At 56.1% G+C, this 20,377-nt stretch carries 16 protein-coding genes; 8 read left to right on the top strand and 8 right to left on the bottom strand.

The features are described from left to right. The first annotated feature begins 170 nt into the window (after positions 1–170). Entirely contained in the window at positions 171–1,580 is a 1,410-nt protein-coding gene (gene cycA / locus ACOTXL_RS16695) for a D-serine/D-alanine/glycine transporter (RefSeq protein WP_003856045.1), read from the top strand. Positions 1,581–1,666: 86 nt separating this feature from the next. Here the strand turns inward: cycA and ytfE are convergent, their stop codons facing one another. Continuing rightward, positions 1,667–2,329, bottom strand: coding sequence for an iron-sulfur cluster repair protein YtfE (gene ytfE, locus ACOTXL_RS16690; protein WP_003856046.1), 663 nt, complete (start codon positions 2,327–2,329; stop codon positions 1,667–1,669). Between the two features lie 245 nt (positions 2,330–2,574). Between ytfE and ACOTXL_RS16685 the strand changes: the two genes are divergently transcribed. Beyond that, entirely contained in the window at positions 2,575–4,224 is a 1,650-nt protein-coding gene (locus ACOTXL_RS16685; RefSeq protein WP_023315271.1) for a methyl-accepting chemotaxis protein, read from the top strand. 87 nt (positions 4,225–4,311) lie between these two features. On the opposite strand, the gene ACOTXL_RS16680 is transcribed toward ACOTXL_RS16685, so the two are convergent. From ACOTXL_RS16680 to ACOTXL_RS16670, 3 genes are all read right to left on the bottom strand, one after another. Then, positions 4,312–5,277, bottom strand: a complete 966-nt coding sequence (locus ACOTXL_RS16680; RefSeq protein WP_045350661.1) for a DMT family transporter — start codon at positions 5,275–5,277, stop codon at positions 4,312–4,314. Positions 5,278–5,352: 75 nt separating this feature from the next. Continuing rightward, a complete protein-coding gene (locus tag ACOTXL_RS16675; protein ID WP_023315272.1) occupies positions 5,353–6,177 on the bottom strand; it encodes an AraC family transcriptional regulator in 825 nt (274 codons plus the stop codon). Positions 6,178–6,258: 81 nt separating this feature from the next. Then, complete coding sequence (locus ACOTXL_RS16670) at positions 6,259–7,107, bottom strand: SDR family oxidoreductase (protein WP_045350662.1); 849 nt, start codon at positions 7,105–7,107, stop codon at positions 6,259–6,261. Between the two features lie 84 nt (positions 7,108–7,191). Between ACOTXL_RS16670 and ACOTXL_RS16665 the strand changes: the two genes are divergently transcribed. Continuing rightward, positions 7,192–7,578 carry a winged helix-turn-helix transcriptional regulator gene (locus ACOTXL_RS16665; protein WP_045350663.1) on the top strand — a complete coding sequence of 129 codons (387 nt, stop codon included), beginning with the start codon at positions 7,192–7,194 and terminating at the stop codon, positions 7,576–7,578. 93 nt (positions 7,579–7,671) lie between these two features. Here ACOTXL_RS16665 and ACOTXL_RS16660 read toward each other — a convergent pair whose 3' ends face one another. Next, positions 7,672–9,615 carry a bifunctional 2',3'-cyclic-nucleotide 2'-phosphodiesterase/3'-nucleotidase gene (locus ACOTXL_RS16660; RefSeq protein ID WP_023324053.1) on the bottom strand — a complete coding sequence of 648 codons (1,944 nt, stop codon included), beginning with the start codon at positions 9,613–9,615 and terminating at the stop codon, positions 7,672–7,674. A gap of 190 nt (positions 9,616–9,805) precedes the next feature. Between ACOTXL_RS16660 and cysQ the strand changes: the two genes are divergently transcribed. Next, positions 9,806–10,546, top strand: a complete 741-nt coding sequence (gene cysQ / locus ACOTXL_RS16655) for a 3'(2'),5'-bisphosphate nucleotidase CysQ (RefSeq protein WP_015572488.1) — start codon at positions 9,806–9,808, stop codon at positions 10,544–10,546. Here cysQ and ACOTXL_RS16650 read toward each other — a convergent pair. Continuing rightward, entirely contained in the window at positions 10,540–11,097 is a 558-nt protein-coding gene (locus ACOTXL_RS16650) for a YtfJ family protein (protein ID WP_022650270.1), read from the bottom strand. The genes cysQ and ACOTXL_RS16650 overlap by 7 nt on opposite strands. 324 nt (positions 11,098–11,421) lie before the next feature. Here ACOTXL_RS16650 and ACOTXL_RS16645 point away from each other — a divergent pair, with 324 nt between their 5' ends. Beyond that, positions 11,422–11,628, top strand: a complete 207-nt coding sequence (locus ACOTXL_RS16645) for a DUF1107 domain-containing protein (RefSeq protein WP_003856054.1) — start codon at positions 11,422–11,424, stop codon at positions 11,626–11,628. A gap of 335 nt (positions 11,629–11,963) precedes the next feature. Continuing rightward, positions 11,964–12,371 (top strand): hypothetical protein, encoded by a 408-nt coding sequence (locus ACOTXL_RS16640; RefSeq protein ID WP_023315275.1) that lies wholly within the window; start codon positions 11,964–11,966, stop codon positions 12,369–12,371. Positions 12,372–12,454: 83 nt separating this feature from the next. On the opposite strand, the gene ACOTXL_RS16635 is transcribed toward ACOTXL_RS16640, so the two are convergent. Further along, entirely contained in the window at positions 12,455–13,792 is a 1,338-nt protein-coding gene (locus ACOTXL_RS16635; protein WP_022650272.1) for a hemolysin family protein, read from the bottom strand. Positions 13,793–14,003: 211 nt separating this feature from the next. Continuing rightward, positions 14,004–14,645, bottom strand: a complete 642-nt coding sequence (msrA, locus tag ACOTXL_RS16630) for a peptide-methionine (S)-S-oxide reductase MsrA (RefSeq protein WP_003856057.1) — start codon at positions 14,643–14,645, stop codon at positions 14,004–14,006. A gap of 224 nt (positions 14,646–14,869) precedes the next feature. On the opposite strand from msrA, the gene tamA reads away from it, so the two are divergent. Together tamA and tamB are read left to right on the top strand one after the other, a co-directional pair. Next, complete coding sequence (tamA, locus tag ACOTXL_RS16625; RefSeq protein ID WP_022650273.1) at positions 14,870–16,603, top strand: autotransporter assembly complex protein TamA; 1,734 nt, start codon at positions 14,870–14,872, stop codon at positions 16,601–16,603. Further along, positions 16,600–20,376: an autotransporter assembly complex protein TamB gene (gene tamB, locus ACOTXL_RS16620; protein ID WP_045350664.1), complete on the top strand. Its 3,777-nt coding sequence runs from the start codon at positions 16,600–16,602 to the stop codon at positions 20,374–20,376. Before tamA ends, tamB begins: the two co-directional genes overlap by 4 nt. Position 20,377: the final 1 nt, after the last annotated feature.

The raw sequence follows: 20,377 nt of genomic DNA, 5'->3' as shown, positions 1-20,377 counted from the left end.
GACACTCACTTTCAACATATTATTAACATAATATTCAAATCATAGTATTCATCCCGCCGATTCTTACCTACTATCGATTAGTCCTTACACAGGGGCCGTCATTTATTTGGCGTAAATAAAGGCCAGAAGAGCCTTAACAACACAGACAGGCATAAACAGGAAAATATCACATGGTAGATCAGGTCAAAGTCGCCGCCGCAGAAGAGGCGACGTCTGAACAGTCGCTACGGCGAAATCTCACGAACCGTCACATTCAGCTTATTGCCATTGGCGGAGCCATCGGCACAGGGCTGTTTATGGGCTCGGGCAAAACCATCAGTCTTGCCGGCCCGTCGATCATCTTCGTTTATATGATCATCGGTTTTATGCTCTTTTTCGTGATGCGTGCAATGGGTGAATTGCTGCTCTCGAATCTTGAATACAAATCCTTCAGCGACTTCGCGTCAGACCTGCTCGGCCCGTGGGCGGGCTATTTTACCGGCTGGACCTACTGGTTCTGCTGGGTGGTCACCGGCATGGCTGACGTTGTGGCCATCACGGCGTACGCGCAATTCTGGTTCCCAGGGCTATCGGACTGGGTGGCTTCGCTGGCGGTGATTGTCCTGCTGCTGAGCCTGAACCTCGCCACCGTTAAAATGTTCGGTGAGATGGAGTTCTGGTTCGCGATGATCAAAATCGTCGCCATCATCGCGCTGATTGTCGTCGGGCTGGTGATGGTGCTGACGCACTTCCAGTCGCCAACCGGCGTACAGGCGTCGTTTGCCCATCTGTGGAATGACGGCGGCTGGTTCCCGAAAGGGATCAGCGGCTTCTTTGCCGGCTTCCAGATTGCGGTGTTCGCGTTTGTCGGGATTGAGCTGGTCGGTACCACGGCGGCGGAAACCAAAGATCCGGAGAAATCCCTGCCGCGCGCGATCAACTCCATTCCGCTGCGTATCATCATGTTCTACGTGTTCGCGCTGATCGTCATTATGTCCGTGACGCCATGGAGTTCGGTGGTGCCAACCAAGAGCCCGTTCGTCGAGCTGTTCGTGCTGGTGGGACTGCCTGCTGCCGCGAGCCTGATTAACTTCGTGGTGCTGACCTCTGCGGCCTCTTCCGCGAACAGCGGCGTCTTCTCCACCAGCCGTATGCTGTTCGGTCTGGCGCAGGAGGGCGTTGCTCCGAGCGCGTTTGCCAAACTGTCTAAACGCGCGGTACCGGCGAAAGGGCTGACCTTCTCCTGCATCTGTCTGCTGGGCGGTGTGGTGATGCTCTACGTCAACCCGAGCGTAATCGGCGCGTTCACCATGATCACTACGGTGTCGGCGATCCTGTTCATGTTCGTCTGGACCATTATCCTCTGCTCATACCTGGTGTACCGCAAACAGCGTCCACACCTGCATGAGAAGTCGATCTACAAGATGCCGCTGGGCAAGCTGATGTGCTGGGTGTGCATGGCGTTCTTCGTCTTCGTGCTGGTGCTGCTGACGCTGGAAGAAGATACCCGCCAGGCGCTGATCGTCACGCCGCTGTGGTTTATTGCGCTGGGGCTGGGCTGGCTGTTTATCGGTAAGAAACGTATGGCGAGCATGCGTTAAGCATGTTGCCGGGTGGCGCTGACGCTTACCCGGCCTACGTTCGCGGACGTTGTAGGCCCGGTAAGCGCTAGCGCCGCCGGGCTTTTTTATTCCCCCGCTAATGCACGCGGGAACAGAACGTTATTCTCAAGACTGATGTGTTCCATCAGATCGTCGATCATCTCGTTAATGCCGTTGTACATGGCTTTCCAGGTGGTGCACGCCTCTGGCGGCGGTGTGACGTTGTCGGTGGTGTGTTTAATCACTTCCAGCAGTTCGCCGGCGTCATCATGTTCGCTTTCCATCACGCTGATGGGCCCCATGGCCTGGCTGCCCATGCCCTGTTTGATCATCGGGAAGAGGATCTGCTCCTCTTTCATCATGTGGCTGGAAAGTTCTTCGTGCAGCATGGTCAGGTATTTCGCCAGGCCGCGCGGTACGGAAGGTTTATCGGCATGAACGCGTTCAACTTTGGTCGCCTGTAAAATCAGCTCCGGCAGCTGCTCGCGGTGACGATCGTGGTAACGCACAATGATATGGTCGATGATTTCAGCCAGCGGCGCAGTGCGCCAGTCTTTGTCGACGGGCTGTTCAGCCAGCTGAGCCAGCTCCGCTTCGATAGCCTCTACATCCAGCTCTTTACGCGACGCTGCGCGCGCCAGCGTTTGCTTACCACCGCAGCAGTAATCCATATCGTATTTACGGAACAGCGCAGAAGCGCGAGGGATGGAGAGCGCCAGCTCGCCTAAGGGTTGGTCGCGGAAGGCCATAGCAGTTACCTCATCATCAGAAATATAAGATGCATTTTAAATGCATCTTTAAGTGGATACTATAACCCTTTAGAGGCAAGGGTGAAAACGAGAAAGGGATCACAAAAAAAGCGTGCTTTTAACTTGCTGATTGAATGCAGAAAAGGGCTTTCGAAAGTTTTTAAAGGTGGAGAAACAGTAAACAACCTGCCGCGCGTGCCGATAGATACAGGTCAGACAATACCTGTATATAAATAAGGCAACGCATGTTTAAACGTATAAAAGTCATTACTCTTTTGATTTCGGTGCTGCTTGTGCTCGGCATCATGCAGCTGATCTCCGCTGGCATTTTCATTAATGCACTCAATAACGATAAAGAGAACTTCACCGTTTCTCAGCTTTCCAGCCAGAACGTTGCGGAGTTTACCGACGCCTGGATCAGCCTGAACCAGGCGCGCGTCACCCTCAACCGCGGCATGCTGCGCCTGCAAAGCAGCATGGCGTCGCAGATTAACGGCGGGCAGTTGAACGAGCTGGTCAATACCGCGAAAAACCTGCTGGCCGATGCCCAGACCCATTACGATAAATACTATGCGCTGCCGGAAACGCCGGGTATGGACGAGCACCTGGCCGATCGCCTGGAAGAGCAGTACCGCGTCTACTCCGCCACGCTGACGCAAATGAACGTTCTGCTGGGGCAGGGCAATCTGGAAGATATGTTCAAACAAAATGCCGAACAGAAGCAGACCGCGATGCAAAAGGTTTATCGCGAGTGGCGTGAGGCGCAGGCCGCGCTGACCGCCAAAGGTATCCAGGACAATGAAAGCGACTACAAACGCATTCTGTGGATCCTTTCTGCGGTGATGCTGCTGGTGATCGCGGTGATTATTTCCAGCTGGATTGCGATGCGCCGCGTGCTGCTGCTGCCGCTGGAAGAGGTGATCAACCATATCCGCGCCATTGCCGCAGGGGATTTAACCCAGCCGATTCAGGCTGAGGGTAAAAATGAAATGGCGATCCTGGCGCGCAACGTTCAGGAGATGCAGACTGCGCTGGCCAACACGGTGGGCGTGGTGCGTGAAGGCGCAGATACCATCTACACCGGCGCGGGTGAAATCTCGGCGGGCAGCAACGATCTCTCCTCCCGTACCGAGCAGCAGGCCGCTTCTCTGGAAGAGACGGCAGCCAGCATGGAACAGTTAACCGCTACCGTGAAGCAAAACGCCGATAACGCGCGTCAGGCGTCACGCCTGGCGCTGGACGCCTCTTCCACCGCGAAGAAGGGCGGTAACGTGGTCGAGGGCGTTGTGCGCACCATGGATGAAATCGCCACCAGTTCCAGCAAAATCGCGCAAATTACTAACGTGATCGACGGCATTGCTTTCCAGACCAATATTCTGGCGCTGAACGCGGCGGTAGAAGCGGCGCGCGCGGGCGAGCAGGGACGTGGCTTCGCGGTTGTCGCGGGCGAGGTGCGTACCCTTGCGCAGCGCAGCGCGCAGGCGGCGAAAGAGATCAAAGCGCTGATCGATGATTCCGGCGAACGCGTCAACGCGGGTTCTCAGCTGGTAAATGAAGCGGGCGCGACGATGGCGGAGATCGTCAATGCGGTTACGCGCGTAACGGACATCATGGGTGAGATTGCGTCGGCCTCCGACGAACAGAGCCGCGGTATCGACCAGGTGGGTCAGGCGGTGGCGGAGATGGATCGCGTCACCCAGCAGAACGCCTCGCTGGTGGAAGAGTCTGCGGCGGCAGCGGCGGCGCTGGAAGATCAGGCAGCACGCCTGAACGACGCGGTGGCGGTGTTTAAGATCACCCGCAACCAGGCGGTGAAAGCCGCGCCCGTGAAGGCTTACGCGCCTAAGGCGCAGCCCGTAGCAACGGCGTCTGAAGCGAACTGGGAGACGTTCTAAAGGCTTGCCCGGTGGCGGCTACGCCTTACCGGGCCTACGAGGCGTTATTTTGTAGGCCGGGTAAGCGTCAGCGCCACCCGGCAGAAATCACCCCTCCGACGCCGGAACGACCATCGGTTTTTCCGGCTTCGCTCTCACCGCAATCACCACCCCAACGACCAGCAGCGCGATCCCGCAGGCCGTTAGCAGCGGCGGCACGCTCTGACGCATCAGGAAGGTATAGAGCAGCCCGGCCAGCGTCTCAAAGACAATCAGCGGCCCCAGTATCACCGTCGGCAGCTTCTGGCTGGCAATGTTCCAGCACAGCGCGCCCACCCACGAACAGAGCACGGCAATGGCGACCATTAGCCCGACGAATACCCACGGGCGCGGTCCGAGGGGCAGGGTAAATGCCGGTTGCTGGCTACCCAGCCAGACACACGCGCCCACATAGCCCAGCAACGAGACAGGGAGGGTGACCAGCGCCTGCGCCGTCGCCCACATCATCGGATGTTTATCCGGGTTTTCCCGCAGCCAGCGTGCGTTGCGCAGGGCATACCAGGCCCAACAGACAACCGAAATAAACGCCAGAAAGATCCCTGAACCGTAACGCCACACGCTGAAATTTTCCAGACCATGGCGAAGCTCGGCAATATTCACGCACACCAGCCCCACGGCAATGCAGACCAGCGCCGGCGCCATTTTTGACCACGCCAGTTTGCCGTCACGCTGGCTGTAAAGCAGGTTCGCGAAAACCGGGATGACCACCGGCAGCGTGCCGATAATCATGGTCGACACCGGCGCACCGGTGCGCTGAATGGCGCTCGCCAGACAGACGTAGTAGATCAGATTACCCATCATGGTCAGCCCCAGCGCGGTGAGCCAGTCCTGGCGGCCCAGCTGACGCAGACGCGTGCGCCCCAGCCACGCCAGCGGCACGGCAATCAGCCCCAGCGCCAGGTAACGTCCGGTCGACTGCAATATTGCCGGGTACTCCGGCACAATCAGCGGGCCGACAAAAATCAGCCCCCACATCAAACCCGCAAGCAGGGCATACAACACGCCGCTAATCATTTTTCCATCCATCTTGATTCACTTTGCGCTCAGTGTAGGAGGGCAAAACGGGCGCGTATTGTATGAGGTTGCGCATTAGCGCGGCATAACCTGTTTCTGGTAGCGCACGGGTGTGATGCCGTAGCGACGGGTGAAGGCGCGGGTCAGGTGCGACTGATCGGTCAGCCCGGTCGCGGCGGCCACCTCGGCGGCAGGCATGCCATGGGTGAGGAATGCTTTGGCGCGCCACAGCCGGATGGCCATCAGCATCTGGTGGGGCGTAACGTGGAAATGGGCTTTGAACTGGCGCTGAAAATGGTACGGGCTGAGCGAGACAACGTTAGCCAGCTCGTCCAGGGTCAGCGAGCGCATATAGTTGTCGTGCAGGTAGTCGCGAACGCGTTCGAAGCGGTGCGTGGCCTCCTGCACCACCGGCGCATGGTGGGCCAGCGGCTGAAAAGTCTGAATCAAATCCAGTAGCAGCCCCTTCTGCGCCAGCGGATCGTCCGTGTGCCACAGGCCATAAATCAACTGGCCTATCTGTTGCGAGCGCAGCGGATCGTGACGCGTGACGTCGCTAAACCACCAGTGACGCAGGCCAGTGACCTCTTCCAGCAGGTCGGGTTCGATGTAGACCATCCGGTAGCGCCAGCCGCCTTCAGTGGCGGATTCCCCGGTGTGGATCTCGTCCGGGTTCATGGTCACGACGGATTTTTCCGCGGCAAGATGCTGGGTACCGCGATAGCGGAAGCGTTCGGCACCGGTTTCGATGGTGCCGATACCGAAGGCTTCATGAGTGTGCGGCTCGAAGGCGTAGTCAGAGATATGGGCGTGATAAAGCTCCAGGCCCGGCAGCTGCGCCAGATGGCGAAAGCGCGCGCTGTCTCTCTCATCAGTGAACTGTTCCGGTACGCCTTGCACGGTGAGCCTCCTTGTGGGTCATCGCTTCATTATCAGAGATGACCCGAGGGGATGCCACAAAAAATAACCAATTTTTAACAACTACAGGATGGCTTTGACGCTTTCCGCCAGCGGTGTGGTTGGGCGGCCAATGAGCTTGCTCAGGGTATGGTTGTCGTCGAACAGGCCGCCTTTGGACGCGCCGGTGTCGGAGTCCGCCAGCATTTCCGCCAGCCCGGCAGGCAGACCAACGCCCTTCAGCGCAGCGGCGAAATCGGCTTCGCTGAGGTTCTGATACGTTACCGGCTTACCGCTCTGCTTGCTCAGTTCCGCAGCCAGTTCGCTCAGCGTCCAGGCATTATCACCCGCCAGTTCATACACCTTGCCGGCATGACCCTCTTCAGAAATCACTTTCGCTGCCGCCGCCGCGTAATCCGCACGGGTCGCAGAGGCAATTTTGCCTTCGCCTGCGGCCCCCATAAACACGCCGTGTTCCAGCGCTGGCGGCGCGCTTGCCAGGTAGTTTTCGGTGTACCAGCCGTTGCGCAGCAGGGCGTAAGGCACGCCGGAGGCCGCCAGGGCATTTTCGGTTTCGACGTGCTCAACGTGCAGACCCAGCGGGGATTTGTCAGCATGCAGCAGGCTGGTATAGGCGATGAATTTCACCCCGGCGGCTTTGGCGGCGTTTATCACGTTCTGGTGCTGTACGGCGCGCTGGCCCACTTCGCTGGAGGAGATGAGCAGTAGTTTATCCACGCCGTTCAGTGCGGTGGTAAATGCGGCTTCATCGGTGTAATCCGCCTGACGCACAACGACCCCTTGCTGACGCAACGCTTCGGCTTTCGCCAGGTTACGCACAATAGCCACGATCTGGCTGGCCGGAACGGTTTTCAGCAGTTCTTCAATAACGTGTTGGCCAAGCTGGCCGGTTGCGCCGGTAATCGCGATCATGATGAATCTCCTTCGTGTTTGTCTGGTGTTGTGGCACACTATCACCATAACTAACTTTTAGTAAGTACGTACAAAAAGGTAAGTATGAAAACAACAATACCAACGCTCAGCGAGCAAATGCGCGATGGCAACCTCTTTGCGGAACAGTGCCCGTCACGGGAGGTGCTCAAACACGTAACCAGCCGCTGGGGCGTGCTGATCCTGGTGGCGTTACGTCAGGGGACGCATCGCTTCAGCGATCTGCGCCGCAAGATGGGCGGCGTCAGCGAGAAGATGCTGGCTCAGTCTTTACAGGCGCTGGAACATGACGGGTTTGTCGATCGCGTGTCGTATCCGGTCGTGCCGCCGCATGTGGAGTATAGCCTGACGCCGCTGGGGCGGGAGGTAAGCGAGAAGGTGGCCGCGCTGGCCGACTGGATTGAGGTCAATACGCGGCAGGTGATGGCGAATAGGGACGAGCGTGCGGCATGAAATGCCGGGTGGCGCTTGCGCTTACCCGGCCTACGGGATCGAGGATTGCGGGTAGGCCGGGTAAGGCGAAGCCGCCACCCGGCACAATCATCGCTACCTGCTCAAATCCACCTGATAAATCGCGAACCCAATATCATCCGTCGCGACCTTTTGCATCGGATACTGCGCCTTATCCTTGATAAACGCGGCTGCTTTATCGGACGGAGATGTCTCAAAGCGAATATCCAGCTTAGTGTCGCTGTGGATCGGTGCCAGACGCCAGTTGTTATCCACCGCCGGATGAATTTCACCCGCCTTTTTCGACTCCGCGCTGATCCACGCCGCCAGCACCGAACGGTTCTCATCCGGTGAGGCAAAGGCGATATGGCTGTCACCCGTACCGGCAAACTTACCGCCATAGGCGCGGTAGTTGTTGGTCACCACCAGGAAAGTGGCATTAGGATCAATCGCTTTGCCGTTGAAGGTCAGGTTTTTGATGCGTTCTGCCTGCGGATTAATGGCCTGACATTCGCCGTCATATTTCGCGGGCTGGGTAACGTCAATCTGATAATCCACGCCGTCGATCACGTCGAAGTTGTAGGTGCGGAAACCGTCCCAGTTAATCAGCGACTGCGGTTTGCTGCTGTGCGGATCGATCTGGTTGAACTGTCCGGCAGAGCACTCCAGCCACTCCTTCACCTCTTTCCCGGTGGCTTTCACCACCACGAGTGTGTTGGGATAGAGGTAGAGATCGGCGGCATTACGGAAGGTCAGCTGGCCTTTTTCCACCTCAACGTAGCTGGCCGGATCGTTCTTACGTCCGCCCACTTTGAATGGCGCCGCGGCAGACAGTACCGGCAGATTTGCCAGATCCGGATCGCCCTGAATATAGTGCTCCGCATAGGCTTTCTGCGCCATGTTGACTACCTGCACGGTCGGGTCATCCTGTACCAGCGCGAGGAAGCTGTACATGTTATCAGCCGATTTACCGATCGGCTTGCTGACAAATTCACGCGTCGCGTCGTGGTCATGCTTCAGGACGTCGACCAGCTTTTTATCTTCCCCTGCCAGAGATTTTTTGGCCGCTGCGTCGTAGATCGGACGCGCTTCCGCTTTCGACTGCGTGACTTTCCAGCTTCCGCTGTCGTTATTCAGCACCAGATCCACCACGCCAAGGTGGTCACCCCACATGCCCGGCATCACCGATGGCACACCGTTGAGCGTCCCTTTTTCGATGTCCGCGCCTTTGATATCAGCGAAATCTTTGCCCGGGAAGACGGCATGGGCGTGACCAAACAGGATCGCATCCACGCCCGGCACCTGGCTGAGATAGTACACGGAGTTCTCAGCCATCACCTGATACGGGTCGGCCGAGAGGCCGGAGTGGGCCACGACGACCACCACATCCGCCCCTTTCGCCCGCATCTCCGGCACGTATTTGCGCGCGGTTTCGGTAATATCGTTGACGGTTACTTTCCCGTCGAGGTTGGCTTTATCCCAGGTCATGATCTGCGGCGGTACAAAACCGATATAGCCGATTTTCAGCGTCTGTTTTTTACCGTCCTGGTCGACAACCTCGGTCTCTTTAATCAGATAAGGGGTGAAGCGCGGCTTCTTCGTCTTAACGTCGATGATATTGGCGTTAACGTACGGGAATTTTGCCCCTGCCAGCGCGTCGTGCAGGTATTTCAGGCCGTAGTTAAATTCGTGGTTGCCCAGGTTGCCAACCGCATAATCCAGGGTGTTCATCGCTTTATAGACAGGGTGGATCTCGCCTTTTTTCAGCCCCTTCGCCGCCATGTAGTCGCCGAGCGGGCTGCCCTGAATTAAGTCCCCGTTATCAACCAGCACGCTGTTTTTCACTTCACCGCGGGCGGCGTTGATCAAACTTGCCGTGCGTACCAGTCCGAATTTTTCCGTAGGGGTATCTTTGTAGTAATCGAAGTCCATCATATTGCTGTGCAGATCGGTGGTTTCCAGAATACGGAGATCCACCGTCGCTGCCTGAACGCTTGCCGCAATCAGCGTTGCCAGGAGCGTTGCGCTAAACTTAATCATCTGAGGAGTCCTTTTTTCGATCCAAGCCACAAAAGAATATGTATGTAGTATTTGTTGCTTACAGAAGTGTGAATGCTGCCAGAAAAAAGGGCGCTGAAACCAGAATTGCTTCACAGATAGCGGAATTGTTCACATTACGATATAACTAAAACAATAAGTTATGCCCACTGCGTTAACGAAGAGGTGGAGAATGTTAGATAAAATTTGTCAGCTCGCACGGGATGCGGGTGATGCCATTATGCAGGTGTACGACGGTGCGAAACCGATGGATGTTGTCAGCAAAGCGGATGACTCCCCGGTGACGGCGGCGGATATCGCGGCGCATGCGGTGATCCTGAAAGGTTTGCAGGCCCTGACGCCGGATATTCCGGTCCTTTCTGAAGAAGCGCCCCAGAGCTGGGATGAACGTCAGCACTGGCAGCGTTACTGGCTTGTCGACCCGCTGGACGGCACGAAAGAGTTTATCAAGCGTAACGGTGAATTCACCGTCAACATCGCTCTGATTGAAAAAGGGAAAGCGGTACTGGGCGTGGTTTATGCCCCGGTGATGAAGGTGATGTACAGCGCGGCGGAAGGTAAAGCCTGGAAGGAAGAGTGCGGCGTGCGTAAGCAGATCCAGGTGCGTGATGCCCGTCCTCCGCTGGTGGTGATCAGCCGCTCGCACAGTGACAGCGAGCTGGAGGAGTATCTGCAACAGCTGGGTGAACACCAGACGACGTCGATTGGCTCGTCGCTGAAGTTCTGTCTGGTGGCGGAAGGGCAGGCGCAGCTGTACCCCCGTTTCGGGCCGACGAACGTCTGGGATACGGCGGCAGGGCATGCGGTGGCGGCGGCCGCTGGCGCGCATGTGCATGACTGGCAGGGTAAGCCACTGGACTACACCCCGCGCGAGTCATTCCTGAATCCGGGCTTCCGGGTGTCACTTTACTGAGTCAGCAGCTTATGCAGCAGGGCAACCACCTGCTGCACCTCATCCTGCGTCAGCGCGCCGTCTTTAACCCACTCTACGCGACCGTTTTTGTCCAGCACGACAATCGCTGAACTCTCCTCTTCCAGCTGCCACGCCTTACGCGTCACGCCGTTGCTGTCGACAATAAACTGCGACCAGGGATAGAGCTTCTTATTGCTCTCAAGGCTTGAGCGCACAAACATGCCGGAGCCGGGAATGGCGTCGTCGGTGTTCACGATGGTGGTGGTCTGGTAGCGATCGTGCGGGAGTTTTGCGGCCTTGATCGCCTCCACGAGGGTAGCGTTTTTCTCTTTAGCGGATGTACGTCCGGCAATATGTTGTACAACTCTCACTTTGCCCGCAAGCTGCGCGCTATTCCAGGCTTTATAGCTAAACTTATCATTGTCGAGAATCAATTCTCCCCGGTCAGCAATCCCGACCGGCGGGACACGTTGTCCTTTTTCAATGTTGTGTGCGGAAGCCATCAGCGGCAGCAACAGGCAAGCTGCTGCCAGGAGGTTACGTAGGGTCATGGTGTTTCCTTATTGTTAGCAGGTGATCCGACCACTTGGTCATGCGCTTTTAATCATAAGTGCGATCAATAGGCTTTTCCCGCAATCCCGATGCCAGTTTGCGGGCGAACGCACATATCTATGCAAAAACGACGGCATATACTGCGCTGTATCACGCTTTGCAAAGATTATTCTGAATAATTGTAATCAAACGGTAAATAAACTTATGCACACTGGGTAAGTACGAGGTTCTGGTCTATAGTCATTGGGCATCAAAATTTGCGCTCAGGACAGTCGGGCCGATTGTGGCACCGCAAGAGCGTATGATTCGCAGGAGATACAAGAATGAAAATTTTCCAACGCTACAACCCGCTTCAGGTGGCGAAGTACGTGAAGATCCTGTTCCGTGGACGGTTGTACATCAAGGATGTTGGCGCTTTTGAGTTCGATAAGGGCAAAATCCTTATCCCGAAAGTGAAGGACAAACAGCACTTGTCTGTGATGTCCGAAGTCAACCGTCAGGTTATGCGTCTGCAAACTGAGATGGCTTAACCAACGTGCTATGCAGTAGTTGTTAAAAAGACGGCTCCCAATGGGAGCCGTTGATGTTTGTAGGGCCAGTCCAGAGACATACCCTGAAGCAGATAGTTTTGACTTGGCGTTATTTGTATTAACGGGCATAACCATGAATTGATGAAGTTTTTCTTAAAATCTTTTTCAGTGCTAAAAATTGATATAAAACATTAAAAACTTGGATCACTATTGGACTTATTATCCATGGCATAAACAATACCCCTATACTTTTTATAAGCGAGTTGTAAAAAGGTCAGCTTTAACTGTTGGCTGAGAAGGGAAGCCGTTACGCATGGAAAATAAATGGAATAATTATGCATCGAGATCTGGTTTTTAAAAATAAGAATATATTTGTGTTATTTATGTTAGCTACCATAGGATATGGGATTTGGCGCATGCTTGGTGACTTTTTTTACCTTGAACAGACTATAGTTTATCGGCATGCCGTAGCTGATAAGTCTATGTTGTATATCACGGAAAGCAGCGCGGGTGCGACGACTTCTTTCGTATATAAATATTATCTTTACACGGCACAAAAGACCGATGAAGTTTTTTTAGAAGACATTAAAAATGGTTATGAACCTTTCCTTGTCACCACCGATCCTGGCGTGAAAGTTAGCATTGAAGACAGAACGATTTTTCTTAAAGTAAGCGGGGATATTTTTAAATTTAATAATATCGTAGGCTCTGCCTTTATTTATCTCAATTCGTCCCCCTTCTAAGGACTTAAAAAATTATTTAAATTACATAAACGGCAGCTTCCGTTTTAAAACAAAAAGGGCAGCTCAACGCTGCCCTTCATAAATTACGCCGACACCTTCTCTTCCGCATCCGGCAGTTTCGGCACCAGCACGGTCGGTTTGCTATCAATACGCGTTACCAGCAGCTGATCGATGCGGTAGTTATCAATATCCACCACTTCAAACTTGAAGCCGGAGAACTTCACTGAGTCGGTACGTTTCGGGATTTTACGCAGCATAAACATCATAAAGCCGCCGATGGTCTCGTAGTTGCCGGACTGCGGGAACTCGTCGATGTCGAGCACGCGCATGACGTCTTCAATCGGCGTACCGCCATCGATGAGCCATGAATTTTCGTCACGCTGAACAATCTGCTCTTCCAGCCCCTGGCCGACCAGGTCGCCCATCAGGGTCGTCATAACGTCGTTGAGGGTGATAATGCCCACCACCAGCGCGTATTCGTTCATGATCACCGCGAAGTCTTCCCCGGCGGTTTTGAAACTTTCCAGCGCTTCGGAGAGCGTCAGGGTGTCCGGCACAATCAGGGTGTTGCGGATCTGCACGCCGCTGTTCAGCGCCAGGCTCTGGTTTGCCAGCACGCGGTTCAGCAGGTCTTTGGAGTCCACATAGCCGATGATATGGTCGATATCTTCGTTACAGACCAGGAACTTGGAATGTGGATGCTGCGCCACTTTGGTCTTCAGGCTCTGCTCGTCTTCATGCAGATCGAACCAGATGATGTTTTCACGGCCGGTCATGGAGGACGGCACGGTACGGGATTCCAGTTCGAAAACGTTCTCAATCAGCTCGTGCTCCTGCTTGCGCAGCACGCCTGCCAGCGCCCCGGCTTCCACCACGGCATAAATATCATCGGAGGTGATGTCGTCTTTACGCACCATCGGCAGCTTGAAGATGCGGAAAATGACGTTCGCCAGGCCGTTAAAGAACCACACCAGCGGACGGAAGACATAAAGGCAGAAGCGCATCGGGTTGATGATACGCAAAGCCACAGCTTCTGGCGCAATCATACCGATGCGTTTCGGGGTCAGGTCCGCGAATAAAATGAACAAGCCGGTCACCAGGGAGAAGGAGAGGATGAAGCTCAACTGCTCGGCCAGCTCTACGGACATGTACTTAACAAAGAGGCCATAAAACGCCGGAGAAAACGCTGCATCACCCACGATACCGCCAAGAATGGCGACCGCGTTCAGGCCAATCTGCACCACGGTAAAGAACATGCCGGGGTTTTCCTGCATTTTCAGAATGCGTGATGCGTTGATGTTGCCCTCGTCGGCAAGCAGCTTCAGTTTGATTTTACGGGAGGCAGCCAGCGAGATCTCCGATATCGAGAAAAATGCACTGACGGCAATAAGACAAAGTATTACTAAAATACTGTTTAACATAGTTTATCCGGCTTCTCGCCAGATCCTCAGAAGGGGAGTTGATACCATTCGTGTGAAGACACATTGAAGTCAGCTCGTAGCGTTGAGCCGATTATTTCAGCGGTAGTATAGCGTAAAGACGTGTAAACCTGCCAGAGGTCACGTTTTCGGCAAAAAGTGGCCGGAGGGAGAGGCTGTGCGCCACGCGGCTCGCGTGGCGCTGAAGCCGTAATCAGTCCTGTTGTGGAGGCAGACAGACGCCGATGCCGCCAATGCCGCAGTAGCCGTACGGATTTTTATGCAGGTACTGCTGGTGGTCGTCTTCGGCATAGTAGAACGGTTTCGCGGTAGCGATTTCCGTCGTGACCTGACGTTTATCACCGGCCGCCTGCATCGCTTCCTGGAAACGCGTCAGGCTGGCGTGGGCCGCGGCCTCCTGCTCTGGGGTGAGCGGGTAGATGGCCGAACGGTATTGGGTGCCGTGATCGTTACCCTGACGCATGCCCTGCGCCGGGTCATGGTTTTCCCAGAACACCTGGAGCAGCTGTTCATAGCTAATGACGCTCGGGTCATACACCACACGCACCGCTTCAGCATGACCGGTCTCACCGGAACAGACTTCGCGGTAGGTTGGGTTAGGCGTATATCCTCCGGTGTAGCCCGCAGCGGTGCTGTACACGCCCGGCAGTTGCCAGAACAGGCGTTCTACGCCCCAGAAGCAGCCCATGGCAAACAGGGCGATCTCCATTCCATCAGGAACGTTTGTCATTGAATGGTTGTTTACGGCGTGTAATGTCGCCACTGGCATAGGGGTGTTGCGTCCCGGTAACGCATCGGCTTGTGATACCAGATGCTTTTTATCAAATAAACTCACGGTGGGGCCTCCGGGGTAGCGTTGTTTCGGTTAAGGTTGTCACGAAGCGTTTAATTGAACACAATAAATGCGATGAATGAGTCTAGATTTAATCATAAGAAATATTTGGGTGTTACACCCTTTTTCAACCCGTAATTTGGGTTTTTGGCTTTCAGGCCGTATTTTGCCGCGGAGCGGCACTGCATTTGCTTCCAGGGTGGAAACAGGGATATTCAGGAGAAAACGTGACAAAGATCCGCCAGTTATGTTTAGTCAGCTTACTGCTGACCAGCGGGATTGCCAGCGCGGCGAATGTCCGTTTGCAGGTTGAGGGGTTATCCGGGGCGCTGGAAAAAAACGTGCGTGCGCAGCTTTCTACTATCCAGAGCGATGAGGTCACGCCGGATCGGCGTTTTCGCGCGCGCGTGGATGACGCCATTCGCGAAGGCTTAAAGGCGTTGGGGTACTACGAACCCACCATCGATTTCGATTTACGCCCGCCGCCGGCAAAAGGACGTCAGGTGTTGATTGCCCGCGTCTCGCCGGGCGAACCCGTCCTGATTGGCGGCACGAACGTGGTGCTGCGCGGCGGCGCGCGCACGGATCGTGACTACCTGGATCTGCTCAGCACCCGTCCGAAAGTGGGCACTGTGCTCAATCACGGGGATTACGATCGTTTTAAAAAATCATTAACCAGCGTTTCGCTGCGCAAAGGCTACTTCGACAGCCAGTTCAACAAAAGCCAGCTAGGCGTTGCGCTTGAGCGACGTCAGGCATTCTGGGATATCGATTACGACAGCGGCGAGCGCTACCGGTTTGGCGATGTGACCTTCGAAGGATCGCAAATCCGTGATGAGTATCTGCAAAACCTGGTGCCGTTTAAAAAGGGCGACTATTACCAGTCCAGCGACCTGGGCGAGCTGAACCGTCGTTTGTCCGCGACGGGCTGGTTTAACTCCGTGGTGGTGGCGCCGGAATTTGATAAATCCCGTAAAACGAAAGTGTTACCGCTGCATGGCGTGGTCTCTCCGCGCACCGAAAACACCATTGAGACCGGTGTCGGCTACTCCACGGACGTCGGCCCGCGCGTGAAAGCCTCGTGGAAAAAACCGTGGATGAACTCCTACGGCCACAGCCTGACCACCAGCGTGAGCCTGTCTGCGCCTGAACAGCAGCTGGACTTCAGCTATAAAATGCCGCTGCTGAAAAATCCGCTTGAGCAATACTACCTCGTGCAGGGCGGCTTTAAGCGTACCGATTTGAACGATACCGAGCAGGACTCGACGACGCTTGCGGTATCACGCTTCTGGGATCTCTCCAGCGGCTGGCAGCGCGCCATTAACCTGCGCTGGAGCCTCGACCACTTTACCCAGGCAAACGTTACCAACACCACCATGCTGCTTTATCCGGGCGTGATGATCAGCCGTACCCGCTCGCGCGGTGGCCTGATGCCGACCTGGGGCGACTCTCAGCGCTACTCCATCGATTACTCCAACACTGCGTGGGGCTCCGACGTAGACTTCTCCGTCTTTCAGGCGCAAAACGTCTGGATCCGCACGCTGTACGACAAACACCGCTTTGTGATGCGCGGTAATCTCGGCTGGATCGAAACCGGTGATTTCGAACGCGTCCCGCCGGATCTGCGCTTCTTCGCCGGGGGCGACCGCAGCATTCGCGGGTATAAGTACAAATCGATCTCACCTGAAAACGACAAAGGCCAGTTGACCGGGGCGTCAAAACTGGCGACCGGCTCGCTGGAGTACCAGTACAACGTCAGCGGCAAGTGGTGGGGGGCGATGTTCGTTGACGGCGGTGAAGCGGTGAACGATATCCGCCGCAGCGATTTCAAAACCGGCGCGGGCGTAGGCGTGCGCTGGCAGTCACCGGTCGGGCCAATCAAGCTCGATTTCGCCGTTCCGGTGGGCGACAAAGACGAACACGGTTTACAGTTTTACATCGGTCTGGGGCCTGAATTATGAGTTTATGGAAGAAGATAAGCCTCGGGGTGCTGATTTTTATCGTATTACTGCTCGGTACGGTGGCGTTTCTGGTGGGCACCACCACGGGCCTGCATCTGCTGTTTAACGCCGCGAACCGCTGGGTGCCGGGGCTGGAAATCGGCCAGGTGACGGGCGGCTGGCGCGATCTGCGCCTGAAAAATATCCGTTACGAACAGCCCGGCGTGGCGGTGAACGCGGGCGAGTTTCATCTGGCGGTCAAGCTCGGCTGCCTGCGTGACAGCCAGCTGTGCGTAAACGATCTGTCGCTAAAAGACGTTAACGTGGCGATAGATTCCAAAAAAATGCCGAAGTCTGAGCCTGTCGAAGAAGAGGACAGCGGCCCGCTGAATCTCTCCACGCCGTACCCGATTGCGCTCTACCGGGTTGCGCTGGATAACGTCAATATCAAAATCGACGATACGACGGTATCCGTGATGGATTTCACCTCCGGTCTGCGCTGGCAGGAGAAAAACCTCACCCTGACCCCAACCTCCCTGCAAGGGCTGCTGATTGCGCTGCCGAAGGTGGCCGACGTGGCGCAGGAAGAGATCGTCGAGCCGAAGATCCAGAACCCGCAGCCGGAAGAAAAACCGCTGGGCGAAACGCTGAAAGATCTCTTCTCGAAACCGGTTCTGCCGGAGATGACCGACGTGCATCTGCCGCTGAACCTCAATATCGAAGAGTTTAAGGGCGAGCAGCTGCGTCTGACGGGTGATACCGATCTGACAGTCTTCAACATGCTGCTTAAAGTCAGCAGCATCGACGGCAACATGAAGCTCGACGCGCTGGATATCGACTCCAGTCAGGGCTCGGTGAACGCCTCAGGCAACGCGCAGCTGCGCGACAACTGGCCGGTTGATATTACGCTGAACAGCGCCCTGAACATCGATCCGCTGAAGGGCGAAAAGGTGAAGGTGAAGGTCGGCGGCGCGCTGCGTGAGAAGCTGGAGTTCGGCGTGAACCTTTCCGGACCGGTGGATATGGTGCTGCGCGGGCAAACCCAGCTGGCAGAGGCCGGTTTACCGCTCAACCTTGAGGTTGTCAGCAAGCAGCTTTACTGGCCGTTCACCGGCGAAAAACAGTTCCAGGCTGACGATCTGAAGCTGAAGCTGAGTGGCAAAATGACCGACTACACGCTGTCGTTCCGCACGGCAGTGAAGGGGCAGGGGGTACCGCCCGCCGATATCACCCTGGATGCGAAGGGTAACGAGTTGCAGGTTAACCTCGACAAGCTGACCGTGGCGGCGCTGGAAGGAAAAACAGAGCTGACCGCGCTGCTCGACTGGCAGCAGGCGATCAGCTGGCGCGGCGAGCTGAAGCTGACCGGGATCAACACCGCTAAAGAGGTCCCGGACTGGCCGTCAAAACTGGATGGCCTGATCAAAACCCGCGGTAGCCTGTACGGTGGCACCTGGCAGATGGACGTGCCGGAACTCAAGCTCACCGGCAACGTGAAGCAGAACAAAGTCAACGTAGAGGGCTCGCTTAAGGGCAACAGCTATCTCCAGTGGGTGATCCCGGGCCTGCACGTGGCGCTGGGCCGCAACACGGCAGATATCAAAGGCGAGCTGGGGGTGAAAGATCTCGATCTGGATGCCACCATCGACGCGCCAAATCTCGATAACGCCCTGCCGGGTCTTGGCGGCACGGCGAAGGGGTTAGTGAAGGTTCGCGGTACGGTGGAGGCACCGCAGCTGCTGGCGGACATCACCGCTAATAACCTGCGCTGGCAGGAACTTTCCATTGCCCGCGTGCGCGTCGAAGGGGACGTGAAATCCACCGATCAGATCGGCGGAAACCTGGACCTGCGCGTGGAGCGTATCTCCCAGCCGGACGTGAACATCAGTCTGGTCACGCTGGCGGCAAAAGGTAACGAAAAGCAGCACGATCTCCAGCTGCGCGTGCAGGGCGAGCCGGTCTCCGGGCAGCTGCACCTGACGGGCAGTTTTGATCGCCAGGCAACGCGCTGGAAGGGCGTACTGGATAACACCCGCTTCAGCACGCCGGTCGGCCCGCTGATGCTGTCCCGATCCATCGCGCTGGACTACCGCAATGCGGAGCAAAAGTTAAGCATTGGGCCACACTGCTGGACCAACCCGAATGCTGAGCTGTGCGTGCCGCAGACCATTGATGCGGGCGCGGAAGGACGCGCGCAGATCAACCTCAACCGTTTCGACCTGGCGATGCTGAAACCGTTTATGCCGGAAACCACCCAGGCCAGCGGGGTCTTCAGCGGTAAAGCGGACGTCGCGTGGGACACCACCAAAGAGGGGCTGCCGCAGGGCAGCGTTACGCTCTCCGGGCGTAACGTGAAGGTGACGCAGGAGGTCAATGACGCGCCGCTGCCGGTAGCGTTCGACACCCTGAATGTGAACGCTGACCTGCGTAACAATCGTGCTGAACTGGGATGGCTGATCCGCCTGACCAACAACGGTCAGTTTGACGGACAGGTGCAAATTACCGATCCGCAAGGGCGGCGCAATCTCGGCGGCAACGTCAATATTCGCAACTTCAACCTGGCGATGGTGAATCCGATCTTCTCGCGGGGAGAAAAGGCGGCGGGGATGCTCAGCGCCAACCTGCGTCTGGCGGGGGATGCGCAAAGCCCGCAGCTGTTTGGCCAGATGCGGTTAAACGGCGTGGACATTGACGGTAACTTTATGCCGTTCGATATGCAGCCAAGCCAGCTGACGATGAACTTTAACGGCCAAAGCTCAACCCTCAGTGGCTCAGTGCTGACGCAGCAGGGACAAATCAACCTGAGCGGTGACGCAGACTGGAGCCAGCTCGACAACTGGCGCGCCCGTATTGCGGCCAAGGGCAGCAGGGTGCGTATCACGGTACCGCCGATGGTGCGCCTGGACGTGTCGCCAGACGTGGTCTTTGAGGCAACGCCGAGTCTCTTCACCCTGGACGGCCGTGTTGACGTACCGTGGGCGCGCATCGTGGTTCACGAAGTGCCGGAAAGCGCGGTTGGCGTCTCCAGTGATGAAGTTATGCTCAATGAAAATCTGAAACCTGTTGAACAGAAGAGCGCGGGCATACCGATCAATAGTAATCTTATCGTGCACGTGGGGAATAACGTGCGTTTGGACGCGTTTGGGCTGAAGGCGAGACTCACAGGTGACCTGAAAGTGGCGCAGGATCAACAGGGGCTTGGCCTCAATGGACAAATCAATATTCCTGAAGGGCGCTTCCATGCCTACGGTCAGGATTTGATTGTGCGTAAAGGCGAGCTGCTGTTCTCCGGTCCACCGGATCAGCCGGTACTCAATATCGAAGCGATACGTAATCCGGAAGCCACCGAAGATGATGTGATTGCGGGCGTGCGCGTGACGGGCTCCGCCGATGAACCTAAGGCAGAGATCTTCTCTGACCCGGCCATGTCGCAACAGGAAGCGCTCTCTTACCTGCTGCGCGGCCAGGGTCTGGATAGCCAACAGGGCGATGGTGCGGCAATGACATCAATGTTAGTCGGTCTGGGGGTTGCACAAAGTGGTCAGGTTGTGGGTAAAATCGGCGAGACGTTTGGCGTAAGCAATCTGGCGCTGGACACTCAGGGCGTGGGTGACTCTTCGCAGGTAGTGGTCAGCGGCTATGTACTGCCGGGTCTACAGGTAAAATATGGCGTGGGGATCTTTGACTCACTGGCTACACTCACGTTACGTTATCGCCTGATGCCTAAGCTATATCTGGAAGCAGTGTCCGGCGTAGACCAGGCACTTGATCTGCTCTATCAGTTTGAGTTTTAGC

This window comes from Enterobacter cloacae complex sp. IR5402, from assembly GCF_049238125.1.
Classification (GTDB): Bacteria; Pseudomonadota; Gammaproteobacteria; order Enterobacterales; family Enterobacteriaceae; genus Enterobacter; species Enterobacter hormaechei_C.
This window is presented reverse-complemented; position numbering and strand designations above follow the sequence as displayed.